The sequence below is a fragment of the Spirosoma sp. genome (assembly GCF_048594605.1).
GTDB lineage: Bacteria > Bacteroidota > Bacteroidia > Cytophagales > Spirosomataceae > Spirosoma.
The window spans coordinates 15,276-36,405 of sequence record NZ_JBMDWV010000315.1 but is presented as its reverse complement, the minus strand read 5'-3'; the positions used below and the strand labels follow the sequence as shown (position 1 = coordinate 36,405).

The window sequence follows — 21,130 nt, the reverse complement described above, 5'->3', positions numbered from 1 at the left end:
TTGTAACAAACCGAGCTTATCCACTTTATGCTGAATATTCCGAATGTAAAAGCGTTCGGCCAGGTTCAGATGCTGCAGACATTCCACAATGCTCCAGCGATCGGGAGCGGGTTTCCAGCGTAGCTGTTCGTCTGATAACGTAGCAAATTCCTGCTGAACCGTCTGAATAACAGAAGAAAGCCGTGTTTGTAAGTCGTGCGCGGTATTAAGTTTCTGCATTTTTCAGCCACAGAGAACACAGAGTTTTTATAGAATGCTTTGTGTTCTCTGTGCCTCTGCGGTTTCGAACACCAAAGCTAACTTCCGAAAGTTTTTATTGCTGAGCCAGCATCTGCGCCTGCTGAAACAGTTCGACGTCTCGTTTGGAATTCAGGTCAATGGCTCCTGCTTCGAACGGAACTTCGGAGCAATCGTCGCGGTGGCGCACAATTACCCATTGTAACCCTTTGTCACCGTCCAACTGAAGCAATTCATCGATATAATCGCGGCTGAAAAGCGCAGGAACACCTATTTGCGTACCGTATCGGCAGGCAACGATTCCTTTTTCTTCATCCTTATGCACTTCGAGCATATGCAGCAATAAACCCAGCGACACCAACGGCTGATCGATGTGAAGCACCAGTACGGCATCTATGTCCTTGTGGGTAATATATAAAGCTGCCAATCCCGTCTTGAGTGACGAAGCCTGCCCCGTTGGCCAGCTTGGATTATCGATCAACGTAACGGGCAAACCTGTTAGTTCGGGTACAATTCGGGTTCGGTGAGCTCCTAACACGACAACAACTGGACCGCTTTGCAAGGCCATTGCACTCTCTGTTATGCGACGAATTAGCGACTGGCCTTTGTACGTCAGCAGTTGTTTTGGCTCACCGCCCATGCGCGCCGAATCGCCAGCTGCCAATATGATGGTTCCTATTTTCAAAAGAATTCTTTTTTGATGAAAGATAACGAAAGAAATGATGAATGATGAACGATAAGTGATTTTACAAAAAACTCATCACTCATCGTTCATCATTCACACTCTATTGTAAAACACCTCCTCCGGGTACCCCACCTCGACCAATGATAGTCCTTCAGCGGGGGCCGCCCGTCCGGCTTTCCGACGATCTCGCGCCAGAATAATATTCTCAAAATCAGCAATACTTAATCGTTCCTGCCCTACTGCCAGCAGCGTTCCGACGATGGCCCGTACCATGCCGTGCAAAAAGCGATTGGCACGAATATGAAAAATTAAGTCGCCGTTCGGTTTTTCCTGCCAGTAAGCCCAATCGATTCGGCAATCGAACGTTAACACATCCGTCTTTACCTTACTAAAGCTCTCGAAGTCAGTGTGGTGCAAAAGTCGCTCAGCCGCTTCGTTCATCCGTGTTACGTTTAAATCAGGTGTAAAGACATACACAAGTCCTTCCCGAAATGGATCTTTCCGCCGGCTGATCTGGTACTGATAATATCGGAACGTAGCCGTGTAGCGGGCGTGATCATCGAAGCGTACCGGAAAACAACTATAAACCGCAATATCGGGTGGGATCAAACTGTTCAGCGAACGTAGTAAATGGGCAGGTAACGTAGCATCCGTCTCAAAATGGGCAAATTGCTCGCCCGCATGAACGCCCGCGTCTGTCCGACCGCTCCCTACGATTGTAATCGGTTGACGCAAAATCGTTGTGAGGGCTTTTTCGAGCACTTCCTGTACGCTCAGTCCGTTCGGTTGCCGTTGCCAGCCGTGATAATTTGTTCCCCGATACGCCAGTTGAAGAAAATAACGCATAACAGCGACAAAAGTACGGCTTAGCTGCTTTATAAAAATGGGACGGGGTTTTAGTTTCAGTATGAGTCCTGAAACTAAAACCCCTGTAAAAGTAGAATAAGAGGAAGGAACAAAAAGTTGAATAGAACAGCGTTTACTTTCGACTACGGCTCGTTCGCCAAGATAAAAGCCATACCCTACTCTGTTCTAACTCCTATTACTAAAATTTTATAAAAAGTGGCTACAATTAAGTAAAAATAGTGAGGTAATGGTCTGCTGCCTGGCTTTAGCTGCTTATAAAAGTACTGACAAACGTAGCGACGTGCCACCACTACAAACGTTCGACTTCAATTTTCAACTCATCAACTAATTGTCGCAACCGATCCGTATTGGGTGTGGGGGGAGGCAGTTGCTGACTCACAAAAGCGCAGATTTCCCAAACTTCGATTACCTCCTTTAACGGAACTTCGCGGTTAGGAATATCCCGGTGATCGGCTGTTAACAGCAACGTACCTTTGGCTTTCACCTGATTATATACCCGACGATATTGAATTCCGCCATTGAAGCCATCCATTCGCTGAAGGAGCAAGATGTACTGCGCCCCGTCGACAATATCAAACCAGTTCCGCACAAAGCGCCCCACTAACAGCGCACCGGGAAAGACAAATTCGTCGCCAGCTTCAAACGCTCGGTAATGGCCATCGGGCAGTGTCGGCAAATGCATGGCTGGCAGACGATGCAGAAAGTCAGCCTGTTGATGACGCTGGGTGTATTCCGTAAACTGACGCTGCATCACCACGGGAATGGTAGGCGCCATCGAATGTGTAACCTGACTCTGCCGGGTCGACGAAGTCGGCTCTTCGTACACATTATTGAACGTCAACGATTCCGGTTGGCGGGCAGGTGGGTTTGAAGTGGCTGGCCGTGAATCGGGCGACAGTCCAAACAAGTGTTCGGCAGAGGGTCGCTCTTGCCCCGGGCGTACCGGAGACGTAATAACCGGTGGGACAGGCGGCTGCGGTTGCGTAGTGCGACGCGGTTCTTCCTGCGTTTTGTAGTATTTGTTCAGAACCGACGATAAAGGTTGTGGCTCGGGCGTAGGGGCCACAGGCTGAGCAAAAATATCGGGAAAATCTGGATGCTGAAATGGATCGTCGTCCGATGTCAGTTTTCCGTCTGACCGTATGCTGGGCTCAAAATGCCGTTCATTTCGGGCACTATACGTATCATTTGACTTGTTTGACTGCCCCAGAGGAATGCTTAAACTCGGCGTTTCGCGCAATTTGCGAAGATCCTGCCGGGTTAGCAGTTCGACTGTTGTATTGAACGCCTTTGCAATGGCTTGTATATTCTGCTGATTCGGATTAGCGCGACCTTCTTCGTAAGCACCTAATAATGATCGCTTTATGTTTATTTTTCGAGAAAATTGCTCCTGCGTTAAACCGTTCAATTTACGCAGGTAGCGGATGTTGTCACTGACGAGCGTCATCCAGTGTAAGGTTTACTAAAGTTTCAGCTAATATAGACGATTCGCCTTTTAAATGCCAATACCCAACGATTCACTCGCTTTTTTGTACTTTTAGGCGAAAAACTTTCAAGGAAAATGCGTCAAAGTTCAGGTTGTTCGCTGATCACTCGACTCAAGACAGAACCTGAAGGCCCAACTGCTGAACATTAAATAAAGTATGACAGCTTCCCACTCCAAAACCGATTTACGTGATGAGTTACAGCGCGTGTTCGACGCTCAGCGTCAATATGCGCCGGAGATGGCCCTGACAACTGCCGATCAACGTATCGAACGAATTCGTCGCATCCAGACCTGGGTTACCAGCCATGAAGCGGATATTGAGCAAGCCATGTACGCTGATTTTCGCAAACCGGCGGCTGAGGTCATTATCGGCGAACTCCTGGCGCTCCATTCCGAAATCAAACACACCATTCGTCAGCTAAAGAAGTGGATGCAACCCCAGCAAGTACCAACGCCTTTAGTTCTGACGGGCACAAAAAGTTACATACGATACGAACCAAAAGGGAACGTGCTCATCCTTGCCCCCTGGAACTACCCGTTCATCCTGACAATCAAACCATTAGTATCAGCCATTGCCGCGGGGAACGTAGCGATCGCAAAGCCTTCCGAACTAACGCCCCACACGTCAGGACTTATTAAACGAATGATCACGGAACTATTTCCGGATAAGGAAGTGGCGATTTTCGAAGGCGATGCAAACGTAGCACAGGCTCTGCTGGAATTGCCTTTCAATCATATTTTCTTTACGGGAAGCCCGGCGGTGGGGCGATTAGTAATGACGGCTGCCGCCAAGCACCTTGCCTCTGTTACGCTGGAGCTAGGCGGAAAATCGCCCGCGATTGTCGATGCCTCAGCAACGATTCAGTCGGCGGCCGCTCAGCTGGCCTGGGGTAAATTTATTAATAACGGACAGACCTGCATTGCCCCCGATTATCTGCTCGTTCATGAATCGGTTAAACAGCCCTTCATGCAGGCCTTTCGCGACAGGCTGACAGCTATGTACAATCCGAATGGCCAATCTGTGGCAACTTCTGAGCATTATGCCCGTATCGTAAACAGTCGGCATTTCGAGCGGATTCATGCGTTGCTGGATGATGCGGTTGCCAAAGGTGCTACGGTTGCGTTTGGCGGAACTACGGATGCCAGCCAGAACTTCATTGAGCCGACCGTACTGGAAGGCGTAACGGATAAGATGAGTGTGATGCAGGAAGAAATTTTCGGACCTGTATTACCCGTACTGACTTTTTCTACACTCGATGATGCGATACGTATCATCAACCAGCGCGAGAAACCACTGGCGCTTTATATCCAGAGTCGTAACCGCCAGAGCACTCAGTATATTCTGGACCGAACTTCAGCGGGCAATACCGTAGTGAATGATACCATGATTCATTTTGGCAATGTTGAGCTTCCATTCGGGGGGGTAAACAACAGCGGGCTGGGTAAATCGAACGGTTTTTTCAGTTTTCAGGAGTTTTCCAATCAGCGGGGAATTATGCACCGCGACTTTGGAGTTACCAAATTCCTCTACCCCCCCTATTCTGAAAAAGCCAAAAAGCTGGTAAAGTTTATCCTGAAATACCTCTGATCGTTTCGACACTGCGTAAATTTTTCAGGAGAAATTTCTTAACCGCCCTGGCACATATCCGTAAAGCAGCGGGAACGTTATTTTTCCGTTAAAACTCCGTATCATTGATACAGTATGTTTCAACGACGCTTCCTTCCCGTTTTTTTCCTGCTGATTAGGTTTTGTGCAACGGCTCAGACCCTGCCTATCTTAAGTCAAAACCCGGCCAGCTTACGTTGGTATCGGCTAACCTCTCCTCATTTCCGGGTATTATATCCGCAGGGTTTCGATTCAACGGCTCAGCGAACAGCTAACCGACTCGAAAGTCTATATGAGCCCGCCAGCGCTTCACTCGGCAAAAAACCGCGGCCGATCTCGGTAGTTCTTCAAAATCAGACGACCAATAGTAACGGTTTTGTTACGTTGTACCCGCGCCGGTCAGAATTCTTCGCTGTGACTCCGCAAGATCCAGCTCTACTGGGCACCTTTAACTGGCTTGATTTGCTGGCCGTTCACGAATACCGGCACGTCGTTCAGAACGATAAAGCGCTACAGGGTTATGGCCGGGTTTTGTACACGCTACTGGGGAATACAGGATTAGGCCTTTCGCTCCTGACCGTACCCGACTGGTTTGCCGAAGGTGATGCCGTTAGTACTGAAACACTACTTAGCAGCACCGGGCGCGGACGTATTCCCAACTTCAATTTAAGTATGCGCGCCAATCTGCTTTCCGGTTATCAATTCGATTATCCGAAAGCCGTTTGCGGATCTTACCGGGACAATGTACCCGATCACTACGTATTAGGTTATTTTTTAACTACATATCTTAAGCGTACCTACGGCCCTGATGTGTGGAGTCAGATACTGAATCGAAATTATCGGCGGTTTCCATGGCCGTTTGCCTTATCAGCCAGCATTAAAGACGTAACGAAGCTGCGGACAGAGGATTTATATCGTCAGGCCATGAACGACTTAACCGAAACCTGGCAGAAACAACAGCAAAGTTTGCCTATTACGCCCGCAGACTATTATTCTGTCAGCGTAGAAAAGCAGAGCGCCCCAACACCCACTCAACAGCGGCTGAATCCACGACGGTCGAATCCACGACGGTCAGTTTTTACGAATTACACGCGCCCTCAATTCCTGACAGACTCGTCTGTGCTTTGTGTAAAAAGTGGCTTGGGCGATACCCCGCGGTTGGTCGTTCTGGAAAAAGGAAAAGCAGAAAAGCAGATTTTTGTACAAGGCTTCCCCAACGATCCTGGCTTTTTATCCGCTACGTCGGCCAAAGCCTGCTGGATAGAATTCGGGTACGATCCACGCTGGGGAGCCCGCATCTATTCCAACATTCGATTGCTCGATCTCAAAACCGGAAAACTTAGTCGTCTGACGCACCGCGCCCGCTATACGGCTGTTGCCCTTTCGCCAGACAATTCAAAATTAATTGTTGTCGAAAATACAGATCGTTACAAAACTCGCCTGCTTGTACTCGATGCACAGACGGGTAAGCAACTGAAGGAAATCGCGAACCCGGACAATGTGTTTTACCAGCATCCTCGCTGGCTGGCTGATAATCGAAGTATTGTAACCGTTGTGCTTAAAGACGGGCAGAAAACAATTCAACAAATTGATATTGATAAAGATAACCGGTCCGACCTGCTCCCTTTTGCGAATGAAAATATCAGCAATCCGCAACCCTGGAATCAGTACGTATTGTATAACTCGCCCCGATCCGGCATTGATAACCTGTACGCTGTCGATGTTCGGACGAAGCGGGTGTTCCAGCTAACGTCGCGGCCAATGGGGGCTTATCACGCTACAGTATCACCATCAGGAAATCGGCTTGCTTTTGAAGATTTTGCCGCTACGGGTTCGCGCATCGCCGATATGCCCCTTAATCCAGACAGTTGGCAACCTGTAACGGCACCAGCTCAGGAGCAGTCGCTACGTTATTTTGGACCATTAGCCAAACTGGAACCCGGAGCTGCCCAGGGCCGACAAATTCTGGCCAATGATTCGTTACGTATCACGCCTTACACCCCGAATCGATTTCGGCGACTGGCCCACGCGCTTAATATCTACGGATGGGGACCTACGTTCAGCAGCACGGGCCAGGCTTTATCGGTAGGCGTAAGCTCGCAGGATTTGTTAAGCACAACGCAGATAAGTGTCGGGTATACGTACAACCAGGCCGAACGGGTTGGAAACGCCTACGCCTTATTAAGTTACCAGGGACTGTTCCCCGTTTTTGACCTTAGCTTTCAGTCCGGAAATCGACAGACATCGCTTTATGTTGATAGAGCTTTGCCACTCGACAGCCTGCGCACGGATCGCTGGCGGTACAATCAACTGACGGCGGGAGTTCGGCTACCGCTTCAATTAACGAATTCAAAATACGTCCAGAGCGTCAACCTATCGGCCTATTATAATTATCTGCACGTAACAGGGTATGATCTGCCTTATCGATTTGTAACGGAGGTTGGCAGTCAGGGATCGCTTAACGCATTGACATACAGCGCCAGTTACTCTCACCTACTCCGGCAAAGCAAACGCGATGTAGCCCCCGTTTGGGGCCAAACGATCTCGGCTACATATCGTCATACGCCCTTTGGTGGACGGCTCACAGCCGAACAGTGGGGCGTCCAGGGGAATCTATTTTTTCCGGGCCTGGCGAAACACCATTCGCTACGTTTGCGGGCGGGCTATCAGCAACAGGTTCGGGGAACGTATCAATTCAGTGCCGTTGTGTTTTACCCACGCGGACAGGCTTATGTTAGCGACGATCAGATTCAGGCAGGAAGCGTAGAGTACCGACTTCCCGTAGCCGATATGCACTGGTCGCTGGGAAGGTGGCTGTACATCCAGCGCATTAAAGCAGCCGGTTTTTTCGATACCGCTCAGGGCCAGAGCAATGTGGAAGTCCGCGATGTGTATGGCCGTTTGCGTGGCTACGAAACACAGCGTCATACGTATCAGACAACCGGACTCGATGTATCGTTTGTGTTCAACACGCTACGTTTGCGCAATTCCTTTGAAGCCGGTTTCCGCACTATTTACAACGTCACTACGCGGCAGTGGCTGGTACAGCCCTTGGTGATTGATATTGGGTTTTGAGCGCATGGGGGATGGGGGATGGGGGTAAGGGCATAGGGTAGTCGCCATATTTTTCACCCTATGCCCTTACCCCTATGCCATTTACCCCTTATAAAACACCCATTTCGAGAGTTCGCGGAAGGAGGTTTTCTTACCGTACATCAGGATGCCGACACGATAAATACGGGCGGCTAGCCAGGTGGTGCCAACAAAGCCTAACACTAATAGCAGCATCGAAAGGGCTAACTGCCAGCCGGGTACACCGAATGGGATACGTACCATCATGACGACAGGCGACGTAAAGGGAATCACGGATGTCCAGAATGCCAGCGGGCCATCAGGGTCACGAACGGCAATTTGTGCAAAAGCAATGGCGGCAATGATGGGCATCATAATCGGAAACATAAATTGCTGCGTTTCGGTCTCGCTGTCAACGGCGGCACCAACAGCGCCAAACAAGGCACTGTAGAGCAAATATCCGCCCAGAAAATAGAACAGAAAGCACGCTACTATCATCGGAATATTAAGCGTCTCAATGGCGCTCATTACGTCGGAGACAGGATTTTTTGCTTTCGCCATTTTTTGCTGAACTTCCTGTTGCCCAGGCATTCCATTCATTCGGGTTGTCATTGCCGACTGAGCCGTTTCTTTGGGTGTCCCCATAACCTTCGACCCAACCGTTATCAGCCCGACGCTTAAGATAATCCAGAGCATAAACTGGGTTAAACCAACCAGTGCCACGCCAATAATTTTACCCATCATCAGCTGAAACGGCTTCACCGACGAGATAATCACCTCAACGATCCGGTTGGTTTTTTCTTCCATAACGCCCCGCATTACCTGCGTACCATAAATAAGTACGGAAATGTAGATCAGGATCGCGCAGAAGCCGCTGATAATGGTCGTTGCAATACCATTGCTATTTTTTTCACCTGCATCACTCATGCTGATGGTCTGAGCATCAACATTCACTTTGGCATCTTCAATAATTCGCTGCGTAATACCGGCCTGCTCCAGCTTAATGGCTTCGATTTCTTTTGAAATAGCCCGTTCAATATGATTTTGCAGGGCCAGACTAACGCTCTTCTCAGCAAAAATCTGAACGGTTTTCGGGTATTCGATAACGTCTTTTGGAATGAATACCAGGGCATTGTATCCCTGTTTTACAAACGTTTTCTTAGCATCAGCCAACGACTCGTTCGGGAAAGAAAATACGGTTTCATCATCGTTTTTGAACTTACCAACAAATCGACCACTCTCATCGACCACAGCAATTTTTTTCTGATTGATTGAGCTGATGGCAGCCCAACCGATAATGGCATAGAAGCCAAAAATCAGCACAGGGCCCAGTATCGTCATAACAATGAATGACTTTTTACGGACCCGAACCAGGTACTCGCGCTTTATGATGAGAAAGATTGTGTTCATATTTTTAATGATTGAGTGATTGAGTGATTGAGTGATTGAATTGTGGAATCAGACGCTTTTGCTACGAAAAATATCTTTCATTCAACAACTCAATCGCTCAATCATTATTCTCGCCTACGGTTTTAATAAAAATATCATTCATACTGGGTATGTTCTCCCCGAAAGATCGGATAGATACGTGGTTGAGCAGGTGACGGATCAGATCGTTCACGGAAGCATCGGGCGGAATTTTAATGTCGGCTCGCAGAAAACCATCATCCGTTATCCGTGTCGTCAATACCTCGAATGCCGCTGGCAGCTCGTCCAACTCTCCCTGATATTCGACATGATACGTATGGGTTTTAAATTGCTCTTTGATAGCACGCTTGGGTCCGTCGAGTACCTTGTGCGACCGGTTAATGAGCGCAATATAATCGCAAAGCTCCTCCACGGATTCCATGCGGTGGGTCGAGAAAATAACCGTTTTGCCGCTGTCGCGCAGTTCCAGAATTTCGTCTTTGATGAGGTTGGCGTTGATCGGATCAAAGCCCGAGAAAGGCTCGTCCAGAATAATCAGATCAGGTTCATGCAGGACCGTTGCTACAAACTGCACTTTCTGCTGCATGCCTTTGGATAGATCTTCGATGTGTTTGTTCCACCACGTCTTGATATCAAACTTAACAAACCAGGTCTTTAGCTTGTCCATAGCCTGTTTCTCCGTCAGGCCTTTGAGTTGCGCCAGGTACAGTAACTGCTCTCCTACCTTCATCTTTTTGTAAAGGCCCCGTTCTTCAGGCAGGTAGCCAATACGTTTGATATGGTCAGGTTTGAGGTGTTCGCCCGCCAGCAGAACTTCGCCCGAATCAGGAGCGGTAATCTGATTGATGATTCGAATGAGCGATGTTTTTCCAGCACCGTTGGGTCCCAGCAAGCCAAAAATACTCCCTTGTGGTACCGAAAGACTTACGTCATCCAAGGCGCGATGCTGGGCGTATTGTTTAACAATGTGGTGGGTTTCAAGAATATTCATTTAGTCGAGGTTAAACGATCTGTTGCCTTTACTCTACCAAGCTACGGCATTATTCGGCGCAACGGCAACCAATTTACGGATGAACTGCGAATGCATTATACAGGCGGTTATAAAAAAGCCACAACCTATCTGATTGTGGCCATCACTTATAACTTTAAACTGCTTTTAAGAAACGGTAACCTCGTCCGTCTGAATGGGCTGCGTCCTGAACTCACCTTCCCATTTTGAAATCACGCAGGTGGCTACGGCATTTCCGGCAACGCTTGTGGCCGAACGGCCCATATCGAGTACCTGATCGATCCCTAACAATAAAGCCAGCCCTTCGATTGGTAAATCAAAAAGCGACATCGTTCCGGCAATGACCACCAGCGATGCCCGGGGTACACCCGCTATTCCTTTGGAGGTAATCATCAACGTCAGCATCATTGTGATCTGCTGTTCTATACTGAGCGGTACATGGTAGGCCTGGGCAATAAAAGCCGTGGCGAAGGTCATGTAAAGCATTGACCCGTCGAGATTAAACGAATACCCTAATGGTAGCACGAATGAAATGATACGTTCCGAACAGCCGAAACGACGTAGTGCCTCGATGGTTTGCGGAAATGACGCTTCGGAGCTAGCCGTGCTGAACGAGAGAATTACCGCCGAACGTATTTCTTTCAGCAAAGCAATGTACGGGATACGTACCACTAAACAGATCAGCGCCAGCACGACGAAAATAAAAAAAAGCAGGCCGCCGAAAAAGCAGAAAATCAGATACAGATAGCCGGATAAAATTCCCAGCCCCTGCTTGGCCACAACGGCCGAAATAGCTCCTAGCACGCCAAAGGGAGCAAATGACATCACGTAGCTAGTGACCTTAAACATGATATGCGACAGAGCATCCAGCGCCTTAATCATAATTTTCCCCTGCGCGCCGATCGACCCGACCGCAATACCAAAGAAAATACTGAATACAACAATCTGGAGAATCTCATTCGTCGCCAGCGCTTCAATAAAACTTGTCGGGACGATGTGCTCAATAAAGCCGTCAAAGGTCAGCTTTTTGGCTTCTACTCCTGTATCGGTTCCTTTGGCGGGCAATGGCAAACTCATCACTTCACCCGGCTTCATGATGTTTACCACCAGTAAGCCAACAACCAGCGACAAGATCGTAGCAAAGTAAAAATAGGCTAGTGTTTTCAAACCAATCCGCCCAACCGTACCAAAATCACCCAGCTTGGCAATACCGACAACCAACGTAGCAAAAACAAGAGGCCCAATAATCATTTTGATGAGCCGCAGGAAAATCTTGGATAAAATATTTAGGTCAGTGCCCGAAAATCCCGAACCGGTATCCGGAAAAAAGTAACCAATGGCAATACCGAGCACCATGCCCAGAAAAATGCGTGTTGTCAGGTTGGGAAGTTTCATGAAGTGAAATTAAGAACCGAATTGACAAAAGTAACGGAATCCGACCAGTTGGGAAAGCTCATATATGTAGATTAAACGGCCATAAACCGTCCATTTAGAATCATATATGGGTAAATATAACGATTCACCTACTTTTCTACGGATATCTTCTAATTATGGCTACACCTTAGTTGACAAAACTCACAATAAATCCAAAGACCAGTTACGCATGGCTTAAAGTCGGCTAAACCAACGCCGATAAATGGGTTTACGGTATGCAAATTGCAGCCACAGGATTGGATATAAAAGGTAATCGGTCAGCAAAAACGGGGTTCGGAACGTAATGTCGTCAATAATGATCGTCTGTTCACCTGTTACGTCGGTCGGAGTACGTAGCAATCGGTGACGGTGCTGCCAGTAGCGGAGAAAAAATGGCAGTTTAGTGCCCTGGTCAACAAAAAATATTTCGTTGACCTGTGTTTGTTGCTCAACGATCAGACTAATCCAATCCTGTCGAAAGACAAAGAAATTCAGCTCAATATGCACTACGTCTCCCTGTAAGCATCCATCAAAGCGTATTATTTTAACAGGAGGGAATGGTGGGTTAAGCTCTTTAAATAAAGCTTGGTTAAAACCAGTCCAAACCCTTGAAATCGGTTGATTTACCTGAGTTTCAAAATATAAATGCATGATGAATAGACGGGTTGTGGGGCGAAGGAGCAAGCATTTATTTCTGCCTTTCACTAAAAAAAACTACCGTAAAATTGATAAATCCAGGAAAGAGAGCGAATTTAACTTCTTAATTTCGACCTGTTACGGATCGAAGCGCCATTTTCTCGCTCAGTTTATGCATCGACTTGCCGGGTGGTTAGTTATTGGGTTACTTGGTGGAATGCTTTCCTCCAGAGCTGCTACACCTGAGCCTGAGTATCTCACTGTGCGTAATGGTTTACCCCAGGGATTCGTCAACTCGATGCTTCAGGATCGACGCGGCTTTCTGTGGTTTTCCACGCGCGATGGTCTGTGCCGGTATGATGGTATTCGTTTTCGCATCTACACGCATGATCCACAGCAGGCGAAGTCGTTATCATTCAGTAGTCTTCATGAGATCAAAGAAAATCATCAGGGAAAAATCTGGGTACGTACCGAAAACAATAACATAGATTATTTCGACCCGGTTACCGAGCAGGCAAAACACCTCTCCAACTCAAGTCAATTCCGGCAAGTACTCGGTCGCGACCAGCTTCAGGGTATCTACCCCGATTCTAGCGGAAATGTTTGGGTGATTACCAAATCAAATGGTTTTTTTCGCTTGAATGCAAACGGTACGATTTCGCACCGACACTGGGAAATGCTCGGCGACACGGTTCAGCGGGAGTTCCACGCATTGCTTTTTGGTCAAGGCACTCATCTTTGGCTGGCGGCTAAGGACGGCTTGTTTCGATACGATATTGCCACGGGAAATTTTACCGGTTTTCGAACGGCTCAGGGGTTGCCCCAAAATGAAGTGTATAGCATTCACAAGCGATCGAACGGTGAGCTGATGCTTGGGTTTCCAGGCAGCTGTGCCATCTTCGATCCTGCTACCGGACGCGTTCGGAAGCTGATCTCTTTACCCGGCAATCCAGCCGATTTGCCCCTGTTCACTCAAGACTCCCGAGGTGTCGATTATATTAATCAAAATCGGTTTAATGACCAGACAGGTCTGACGCCAATTGGCCCTCCTGGTAATCTTGTTAATACCGCCAGCTCAAAACTGGCTCGGTTTTCGGTGCTTTCGGTGCTGGTCGATCGAACGAATGTACTCTGGCTTGGTCTTAACGGCGATGGTGTTATCAAGTATGATCTTAACAAGAGCTTATTCCAAACATGGCCATATGTCCGGAATTTTCACACTGACTGGCTAACCCAACAATATAATATCCCGCTTTCTGCCATTCCGGCGGTTATTCAACAGCAATCGGCCTACGATATACACTATCAATTTGATCGTAATAATACGTTGTGGATCAGCAGTCCGAACACTAGCCCCTATTGGTACGATGCCCGCCAGCAAACGTTTCTTCCGGTCCAACCAACCGGAATTGAAACACGCTGGTTACCAGCCGGGTCACCTTTTCGCCTGACCACAATTACGGTTGGTAATCAGGGTGAGATATGGGGATTACTTGGACCACGCAATCAGGCTGTTGTTCGTTACAACGTTAATCAGAAAAATTTTACGGCCTTCCCCCTCCCTCTACCAGCCAATAATCCCTACGTGATTAACGCCATGATTGTTGACGGAGGCAGGGTTTATCTGGCTACTAAAAACCACGGTTTACTCCAGGCCGATCTTTCAACAAAGCGATTGATTCGCTGGCAGAGCGGGAGACAGGGTCCAGGAATGCTACCCGACGACGCTCTGTTGTGCCTGGCCCAGGATCCTGTGCATTACAATTACCTCTGGATCGGTACGTTTGGGCGGGGGCTTTGTTTACTGGACAAGCTAACGGGTCATATTCGGCAATTCACGATGAGCCAGGGATTACCGAACAATGTCATTTACGGAATCAGACCGGATAAAAATGGGCATCTCTGGTTAAGCACAAACCGGGGGCTCAGCCGGTTTGATGTCGAAACGCACGAAGTCAGAAACTACACAGCAGACGATGGCCTTCCTAGCGACGAATTTAAGCTGCTTCATGACGTAACGTTACCCGATGGGAGATTGATCTTTGGCGGAATCAACGGTTACACGATTTTTGACCCCAAACGGGTTCGTAAAGATCCCTTTCAGCCAATTGCGGCCCTGACTGCACTACGTATCAACAATCAACTGGTGAGCACTTTCTCTCCAGATTCACCGATACAGCGGGATATTAATGAAACCCGCGAAATTGAGTTAACCCACGAACAAAACTTTTTATCCATCGATTTTGCCGCCCTTCAGTTTAATCAGAGTCGCAAAAACCAGTATCGGTATAAACTGATTGGTTTGGATAACGACTGGATTTATAGTGGCAATCAGGCAACTGCTACGTATACAAACCTGCCCCCAAAAACGTATACGTTTGTTGTCAATGTGTCGAATACATCGGGGATCTGGAGCCCGCACAGTCATCAACTCCAGATAATAATTGAGCCTCCTTTATGGGCAACGTGGTGGGCCTATTCGGCTTATGCGCTATTGCTGCTGGGTATTCTTGTCTTATACGTTCGGGTTCGCATTCGGCGTATACAACAACGCAACCAGATGGCGTTACGTGAACAGGAAGCTGTTCAGCTGAAACACCTTGATGAGGTAAAATCCCGCTTTTTTGCTAACATTACACATGAGTTCCGCACACCTTTAACCCTGATTATCACGCCTTTAGAGGAGATATTAAAGGAAAGCTCTAACTCACTATTCAATAATCGTCTGGCTGTAGTTTATCGAAATGCCAATCGGCTTCTGCGGCTTATTAATGAACTACTCGATCTGGCAAAACTGGAGGCAGGTAGTCTTACAGTTACGCCTACCCCTGCCGATCTGCCAGAGTTTATCGACCGAACGATGTTGGTATTTACCGAAGAAGTTCAGCGAAAACACGTTGAATTCAAGTTAATCAACCAGCTCAGTCAGCCAATGTATTGGTTTGACTCGGACAAGGTGGAAAAAGTTTTGACGAATCTGCTGTCAAATGCACTCAAATTCACGGACGAAGGAGGCTGTATAACTGTTTCAACGCTGGCTGAACCTTCACTACCATCTGTCGACAGCAGTGCCCCCGTCGATCTGATTCGCCTGACTGTCCACAACACCGGCACACCCATTCCGGATTATAACCTCCCGCACGTCTTTGACCGGTTTTATCAGGCCGATCCAGCACCTGAAGGAAATGGAAGTGGTTCAGGTATCGGTCTTGCCCTGGTCAAAGAACTGATCGAAATGATGAAGGGGACTATTTCTGTGAAAAGTGATGCGATAAAAGGTACTACGTTTACTGTGGAGCTCCCCTGCCAGAAAGCCCAGACTGATCTTAATCTAGCTTCAATTGGCCGTATTGCTTCATCTGAGTCTGTCAGCGAACAGCGCTCAATAAAAAATCGGTCAATTACGCAGGAAACCCCGTGGATTCTGCTGGTTGAAGACAATAATGACATTGCCGACTATGTACGTTCTATTCTAATGACTGAGTGGCGCGTTACGCGAGTCAACAATGGCCGGGCGGGAGTAGAAGCAGCGATAGCTGATGGCCCCGATCTTATCATTAGCGATGTGATCATGCCCGAATTGAACGGATACGAACTCTGCCGTCAACTTAAAGCAAATCCAGTAACAAATCATATCCCAATTTTTCTGCTAACGGCCAAAACAGCCTCTGAAAGCCGATTGGAAGGTTTAAAAGCGGGTGCCGATGATTATATTCCTAAACCATTTCAGGTTGATGAATTACGCGAGCGGGTGCGAAACAGACTTGAGCATCAACAACGTGCCCGCCAGCATTACCGCACTCAACTCCTGCGTGAAGGCAATTTACCAACAGCCAGCCAGGCGCCTGAAGATACGTTCATGAATCAGGTGTATGCCATACTCGAAGCCCGCTTGGACGACCCGTCATTCGGTGTTGAACCGCTGGCCCTGAGCCTGGATATGAGTCGCATGCATCTCAACCGAAAAGTAAAAGCAATGACAGGTCTTAGCCCGGTTGAGTTGATACGGACAATCCGCCTGAAGCGTGCCGCCGAACTGCTTTTGACCGGAGTGTCCGTATCTGAAGCAGCCGATCGCGCCGGGTTCGATACGCCAGCCTACTTTTCGAAGGTGTTTAAAGATCAATTTCATTTGACACCGTCAGAATACATTGATAAAAATCGGCAGGAAATGTTATCAGAATAATGATCGTGAACAACCCCATTCTTTAGTCATTTGGAAGCCATTTTTGCATAAAACTTAATATTTGTTGTACTTTTTGCCACTATATGACTAAAATTTGGCGCTAGTTTAGGTTATAATTACTTCATGTTACAAATTTTATAGCTTGTGTTACGAAAGAGCAAGACCTAGTCACACTGTCAGTTTAGTATTGTAATGTCATTACAAACCAACTACTAAACGCTCATGACTTTCCTCAGTTATTCAGTCCGCACCGCGCCTACAGAATGGCCTCCATTAAAACTCTATCTGCGTGAGTCAGGTCGTCAGGTTTTTGCCGTAGATGATTTAGTGTATCTACAGGCACTCGCAAATTACAGTTGGTTAAATTGGGTAGATGGTCGGCGCATGTTAATGCCTCGTACGTTAAAATACTACGCTCCCAAGCTACCCGCCGAACTCTTCATTCGTCTCCATCGCAATTGCGTTGTTAACCGCAAGTTCGTTGAGCGTCTTGAACGTACTGATACAGGCGGGCTCGTCCATCTATCAACTGGTGATGTGTTACCGGTTTCGCGTCGACGCTGGAGTATGGTCCGGCGCCAGTTAGCAAGTCACAAATCAAATTTGAATTAAGCACAGTATTAGCTTCTATTTTCCACACCAATTGTCTGGCAAAAAACGTCCTGCAAAAAATTTTGCAGGACGTTTTTTTATTGATACCGTATCATTTTTCTACGTAATACGTATCAAAAGAGCTTATGTGGTAATTTTTTAACTTGCGAATGAACAGAGTGTGTTATTTTACCAAAAGTTTTTAACGAGTAAGCTGTTCCAAAAAGCTAAAGTCACCCACATACTGATGCTTGTAAATTCTTTACGGTGCATCTCATAATATTATCTGAATAGGGTAAGTAGAGGAAAGTAAATTAAACTTAGCTAATTAGTTTTGTTAAGAATTATAAAAATAATGGTACTAAATCAAGATATCAATCAGACCAAATCATATGCTTAGTACGACAAACACCCCCAAAGCAGAATCATTCCGACATGTTAGCTATCTCTGGGACGATGCGAAAGCCGCTCAGTTAGAGGGCGATGAAGTAGGTTTATTAATCTATCGCTCGAATCTATTGGGGGCGGATTTACGCCTGACTAACTATGGTGGTGGCAACACCTCCTGCAAAGCTATGGCCGAGGACCCACTCACGGGTGAACTCACCGAAGTAATGTGGGTGAAAGGCTCCGGGGGGGATATTGGTACGCTGAAACGTAGTGGTTTGGCTGCTTTGTATGTAGATCGGCTGCGAGCGCTCAAAAAACGCTATCGGGGATTAGCGTTCGAGGACGAAATGGTGGAGTTATTCAACCATTCTATTTATGACCTGGCTTCAAAGGCTCCTTCTATCGATACGCCCCTGCATGGTTTCCTGCCCTTTAAACACATCGACCACCTACACCCCGATGCCGCGATTGCCATTGCTGCAGCCAAAGATGGCAAACGTATTACCCAGGAATTATTCGATGGCCAGTTAGGCTGGGTCGACTGGCAGAAACCGGGCTTCGATCTGGGCCTGCAACTGGAGCAATGCCTGAACGAAAACCCTGGTATTCGGGGAATTATGCTTGGGTCACACGGCTTGTTTACCTGGGGCGATACAGCTTATGAAAGCTACGTCAATACGCTGGAAGTTATCGAGCGTTGCGCCGAATATCTGGAAGAAAACTACGGCAAAAAAGGTCCCGCTTTCGGCGGAGCGAAACTGGAAAGTCTGCCGCAGGCCGACCGGCTATCGCAGGCTGCTAAATTAGCTCCCGTACTACGTGGGCTGGCTTCCGGACAAAATCGGATGATCGGTCACTTCACAGATGATGCCCGCGTTCTGGAATACATCAACTCCAATGACCTCGAACGACTCGCTCCGCTGGGAACTTCCTGCCCTGACCACTTTTTACGTACCAAAATCAGCCCGCTGGTTCTGGAACTGAACCCCGATGAAGACCTGACCGACGTAGCAGCCCTGAAAGCCAAGCTCAATCCAGCGTTTGAAGCCTACCGGGATATGTACAAAGCCTATTATGAAGGTTGCAAACATCCGAACAGCCCGGCCATCCGTGACTCAAACCCTGTTGTGATTCTGTACCCTGGCGTTGGTATGTTCACTTACGCTAAGGATAAGCAGACGGCGCGGGTAGCGGCTGAGTTTTACATCAATGCCATCAACGTAATGAAAGGCTCTGAAGCGATTTCGGAGTACACATCGTTGCCCCGTCAGGAAGCGTTCAATATTGAATACTGGCTGCTGGAAGAAGCGAAACTCCAACGGATGCCGAAACCGAAACCACTGACCGGCAAAATCGCCCTCATTACGGGTAGTGCGGGCGGCATCGGTAAAGCTATCGCCAAAAAATTTGTGCAGGAAGGTGCCTGTGTTATCCTGAATGACATCAACCAGGAGCGTCTGGACGGAGCCAAAGAAGAGTTTGTCAGTGCTTTCGGCAAAGACTCAGTAGCCACCACAACCCTGAACGTAACAGATTGGGCCAGCATTGAAGAAGCGCTCAAAGCAGCAGCCTTGGCATTCGGAGGTGTCGATATCATCGTAAATAACGCCGGCATCAGCATTTCCAAGCCCATTGCGGAACATTCCATTGAAGAATGGGATCGCCTGTACGACATTCTCGTAAAAGGCCAGTTTATGGTGACCAAAGCGGCTGTCGACGTAATGCGGAAGCAGGATATGGGCGGAGATGTGATCAACATCGTTTCGAAAAACGCACTTGTTGCCGGTCCGAACAATGCAGGGTATGGTTCAGCCAAAGCGGCTCAGCTTCACCTAAGTCGCCTGAATGCGGCTGAACTGGGAGCCGATCATATCCGCGTCAATACGGTCAACCCCGATGCCGTTATTTCCGACTCTAACATCTGGGCTGGTGGCTGGGCCGAAGGTCGTGCCAAAGCGTATGGCATTACGGTGGCTGAACTACCTGCGTACTACGCGAAACGAACCCTGCTGAACGAAATTATTCTACCCGATGACATCGCCAATGCGTGCTTCGCTTTTGTGGGTGGCCTGCTCAACAAGTCCACCGGCAACGTACTGAACGTCGACGGTGGTGTAGCAATGGCGTTTGTAAGGTAAGATGATAAATCTACGTGGTGTCGGTTTCTCAAAACCGACATTTACCAATCTGAACTATAGACGTGTCGGTTTCTCAAAACCGACACCACATCTTAACCCTACTTATGCAACTTGATCCTAATGCCATAGCCGATTTTAATCAGCGTCAAGAGGAAAATCATCAGCGGAAACTTTCGTATTGGACTCAGGAAGTCGCAACGGCTGAACCAATTATTCAGAAACTTATTGACTTTCAGATTGCCATTCCAAGTTGGGCGCTTGGCACAGGCGGTACGCGCTTCGGTCGCTTTGCGGGTGGTGGAGAGCCCCGTAGTCTGGAAGAGAAAATTGCTGACGTGGGCTTGCTTCACGCGCTGAACCGCGCCAGTGGAGCTATTTCGTTACACATTCCGTGGGACATTCCAACCGATGCGGAAGCCATCAAACAACTGGCGGCAAGCTACGGACTGGCTTTCGATGCAGTCAATTCCAATACGTTCCAGGACCAACCCGATCAGGCGCTTACCTACAAATTTGGCTCCTTACAACACGTCGATGCGGCCGTCCGTCAGCAAGCTATTGACCATAATATTGAGGTGATACGTCATGGCGAAGCGCTTGGGTCAAAAGCATTGACGGTTTGGTTATCCGATGGCTCCTGTTTTCCCGGCCAGTTAAATTTCCGCAAAGCCTTTGGTCGTACGCTCGATAGTCTGGGTGAAATTTATTCGGCTCTTCCCAGCGACTGGAAGATGTTTGTAGAGTACAAAGCCTTCGAACCCAACTTCTATTCGATGACGGTCGGCGATTGGGGCAGCAGTTTCCTCTACGCCACTAAACTTGGTCCAAAAGCCTACACACTGGTCGATTTGGGTCACCATTTGCCCAACGCCAACATTGAACAGATTGTTGCTATTCTGCTGAACGAAGGCAAACTTGGCGGCTTCCATTTCAACGACTCCAAATACGGCGACGACGACCTGACGGCGGGTAGCATCAAGCCATACCAACTGTTCCTGATTTTCAACGAACTAGTCGATGGTATGGACGCGCGTGGAATGAACCACGCTACCAGCCTGGGGTGGATGATCGACGCCAGCCATAACGTAAAAGACCCGCTTGAGGATTTACTGCAATCGGTCGAAGCGATTCAGCTCGCTTATGCGCAGGCGCTGTTGGTCGATCGACAGGCGCTGGAAGAAGCCCGCGAAGCGAACGACGTAGCACAGGCGCAGGAAATTTTACAGGATGCCTTCCGTACGGATGTTCGTCCGTTGGTTGCCGAAGCACGTCGTCGGGCGGGCGGTGCCGTACAGCCGCTGGCCCTCTATCGTCACTTAAACGTCCGTCAGCAACTCATTGGCGAACGGGGCGCTAAAACCATAGCAACGGGACTTTAATCACAAT

14 protein-coding genes are annotated in these 21,130 nt (G+C 48.1%); 6 read left to right on the top strand and 8 right to left on the bottom strand.

The window, feature by feature from the left end:
- From ACOJS8_RS19085 to ACOJS8_RS19070, 4 genes are all read right to left on the bottom strand, one after another.
- Positions 1–219 (bottom strand): DinB family protein (locus ACOJS8_RS19085; protein ID WP_420150141.1); only part of this gene is annotated, 219 nt, incomplete at its 3' end.
- A 94-nt stretch (positions 220–313) separates the two neighbouring features.
- Complete coding sequence (locus ACOJS8_RS19080; RefSeq protein WP_420150140.1) at positions 314–922, bottom strand: nucleotidyltransferase family protein; 609 nt, start codon at positions 920–922, stop codon at positions 314–316.
- Positions 923–1,015: 93 nt separating this feature from the next.
- Positions 1,016–1,768, bottom strand: a complete 753-nt coding sequence (gene truA / locus ACOJS8_RS19075; protein ID WP_420150139.1) for a tRNA pseudouridine(38-40) synthase TruA — start codon at positions 1,766–1,768, stop codon at positions 1,016–1,018.
- Between the two features lie 310 nt (positions 1,769–2,078).
- Positions 2,079–3,236: a helix-turn-helix domain-containing protein gene (locus ACOJS8_RS19070; protein ID WP_420150138.1), complete on the bottom strand. Its 1,158-nt coding sequence runs from the start codon at positions 3,234–3,236 to the stop codon at positions 2,079–2,081.
- A gap of 196 nt (positions 3,237–3,432) precedes the next feature.
- On the opposite strand from ACOJS8_RS19070, the gene ACOJS8_RS19065 reads away from it, so the two are divergent.
- Both ACOJS8_RS19065 and ACOJS8_RS19060 read left to right on the top strand, forming a co-directional pair.
- Positions 3,433–4,863 (top strand): aldehyde dehydrogenase family protein, encoded by a 1,431-nt coding sequence (locus tag ACOJS8_RS19065; RefSeq protein ID WP_420150137.1) that lies wholly within the window; start codon positions 3,433–3,435, stop codon positions 4,861–4,863.
- 114 nt (positions 4,864–4,977) lie between these two features.
- Entirely contained in the window at positions 4,978–7,956 is a 2,979-nt protein-coding gene (locus ACOJS8_RS19060) for a hypothetical protein (protein ID WP_420150136.1), read from the top strand.
- Positions 7,957–8,037: 81 nt separating this feature from the next.
- Here the strand turns inward: ACOJS8_RS19060 and ACOJS8_RS19055 are convergent, their stop codons facing one another.
- The 4 genes from ACOJS8_RS19055 to ACOJS8_RS19040 all read right to left on the bottom strand — a co-directional run bounded on the left by ACOJS8_RS19055 (position 8,038) and on the right by ACOJS8_RS19040 (position 12,454).
- Positions 8,038–9,363 carry an ABC transporter permease gene (locus tag ACOJS8_RS19055; RefSeq protein ID WP_420150135.1) on the bottom strand — a complete coding sequence of 442 codons (1,326 nt, stop codon included), beginning with the start codon at positions 9,361–9,363 and terminating at the stop codon, positions 8,038–8,040.
- A 97-nt stretch (positions 9,364–9,460) separates the two neighbouring features.
- Positions 9,461–10,372 carry an ABC transporter ATP-binding protein gene (locus ACOJS8_RS19050; RefSeq protein ID WP_420150134.1) on the bottom strand — a complete coding sequence of 304 codons (912 nt, stop codon included), beginning with the start codon at positions 10,370–10,372 and terminating at the stop codon, positions 9,461–9,463.
- Between the two features lie 165 nt (positions 10,373–10,537).
- Complete coding sequence (locus ACOJS8_RS19045; RefSeq protein WP_420150133.1) at positions 10,538–11,785, bottom strand: dicarboxylate/amino acid:cation symporter; 1,248 nt, start codon at positions 11,783–11,785, stop codon at positions 10,538–10,540.
- A gap of 213 nt (positions 11,786–11,998) precedes the next feature.
- Positions 11,999–12,454, bottom strand: coding sequence for an SRPBCC family protein (locus ACOJS8_RS19040; protein ID WP_420150132.1), 456 nt, complete (start codon positions 12,452–12,454; stop codon positions 11,999–12,001).
- Between the two features lie 157 nt (positions 12,455–12,611).
- On the opposite strand from ACOJS8_RS19040, the gene ACOJS8_RS19035 reads away from it, so the two are divergent.
- From ACOJS8_RS19035 to ACOJS8_RS19020, 4 genes are all read left to right on the top strand, one after another.
- Entirely contained in the window at positions 12,612–16,625 is a 4,014-nt protein-coding gene (locus ACOJS8_RS19035; RefSeq protein WP_420150131.1) for an ATP-binding protein, read from the top strand.
- A 222-nt stretch (positions 16,626–16,847) separates the two neighbouring features.
- Entirely contained in the window at positions 16,848–17,237 is a 390-nt protein-coding gene (locus tag ACOJS8_RS19030; RefSeq protein WP_420150130.1) for a LytR/AlgR family response regulator transcription factor, read from the top strand.
- A gap of 371 nt (positions 17,238–17,608) precedes the next feature.
- On the top strand, positions 17,609–19,744 hold the full coding sequence (locus ACOJS8_RS19025) for a bifunctional aldolase/short-chain dehydrogenase (protein ID WP_420150129.1): 2,136 nt from the start codon (positions 17,609–17,611) through the stop codon (positions 19,742–19,744).
- Positions 19,745–19,848: 104 nt separating this feature from the next.
- Positions 19,849–21,123, top strand: coding sequence for a sugar isomerase (locus tag ACOJS8_RS19020; RefSeq protein WP_420150128.1), 1,275 nt, complete (start codon positions 19,849–19,851; stop codon positions 21,121–21,123).
- The last annotated feature ends 7 nt before the right edge of the window (positions 21,124–21,130 follow it).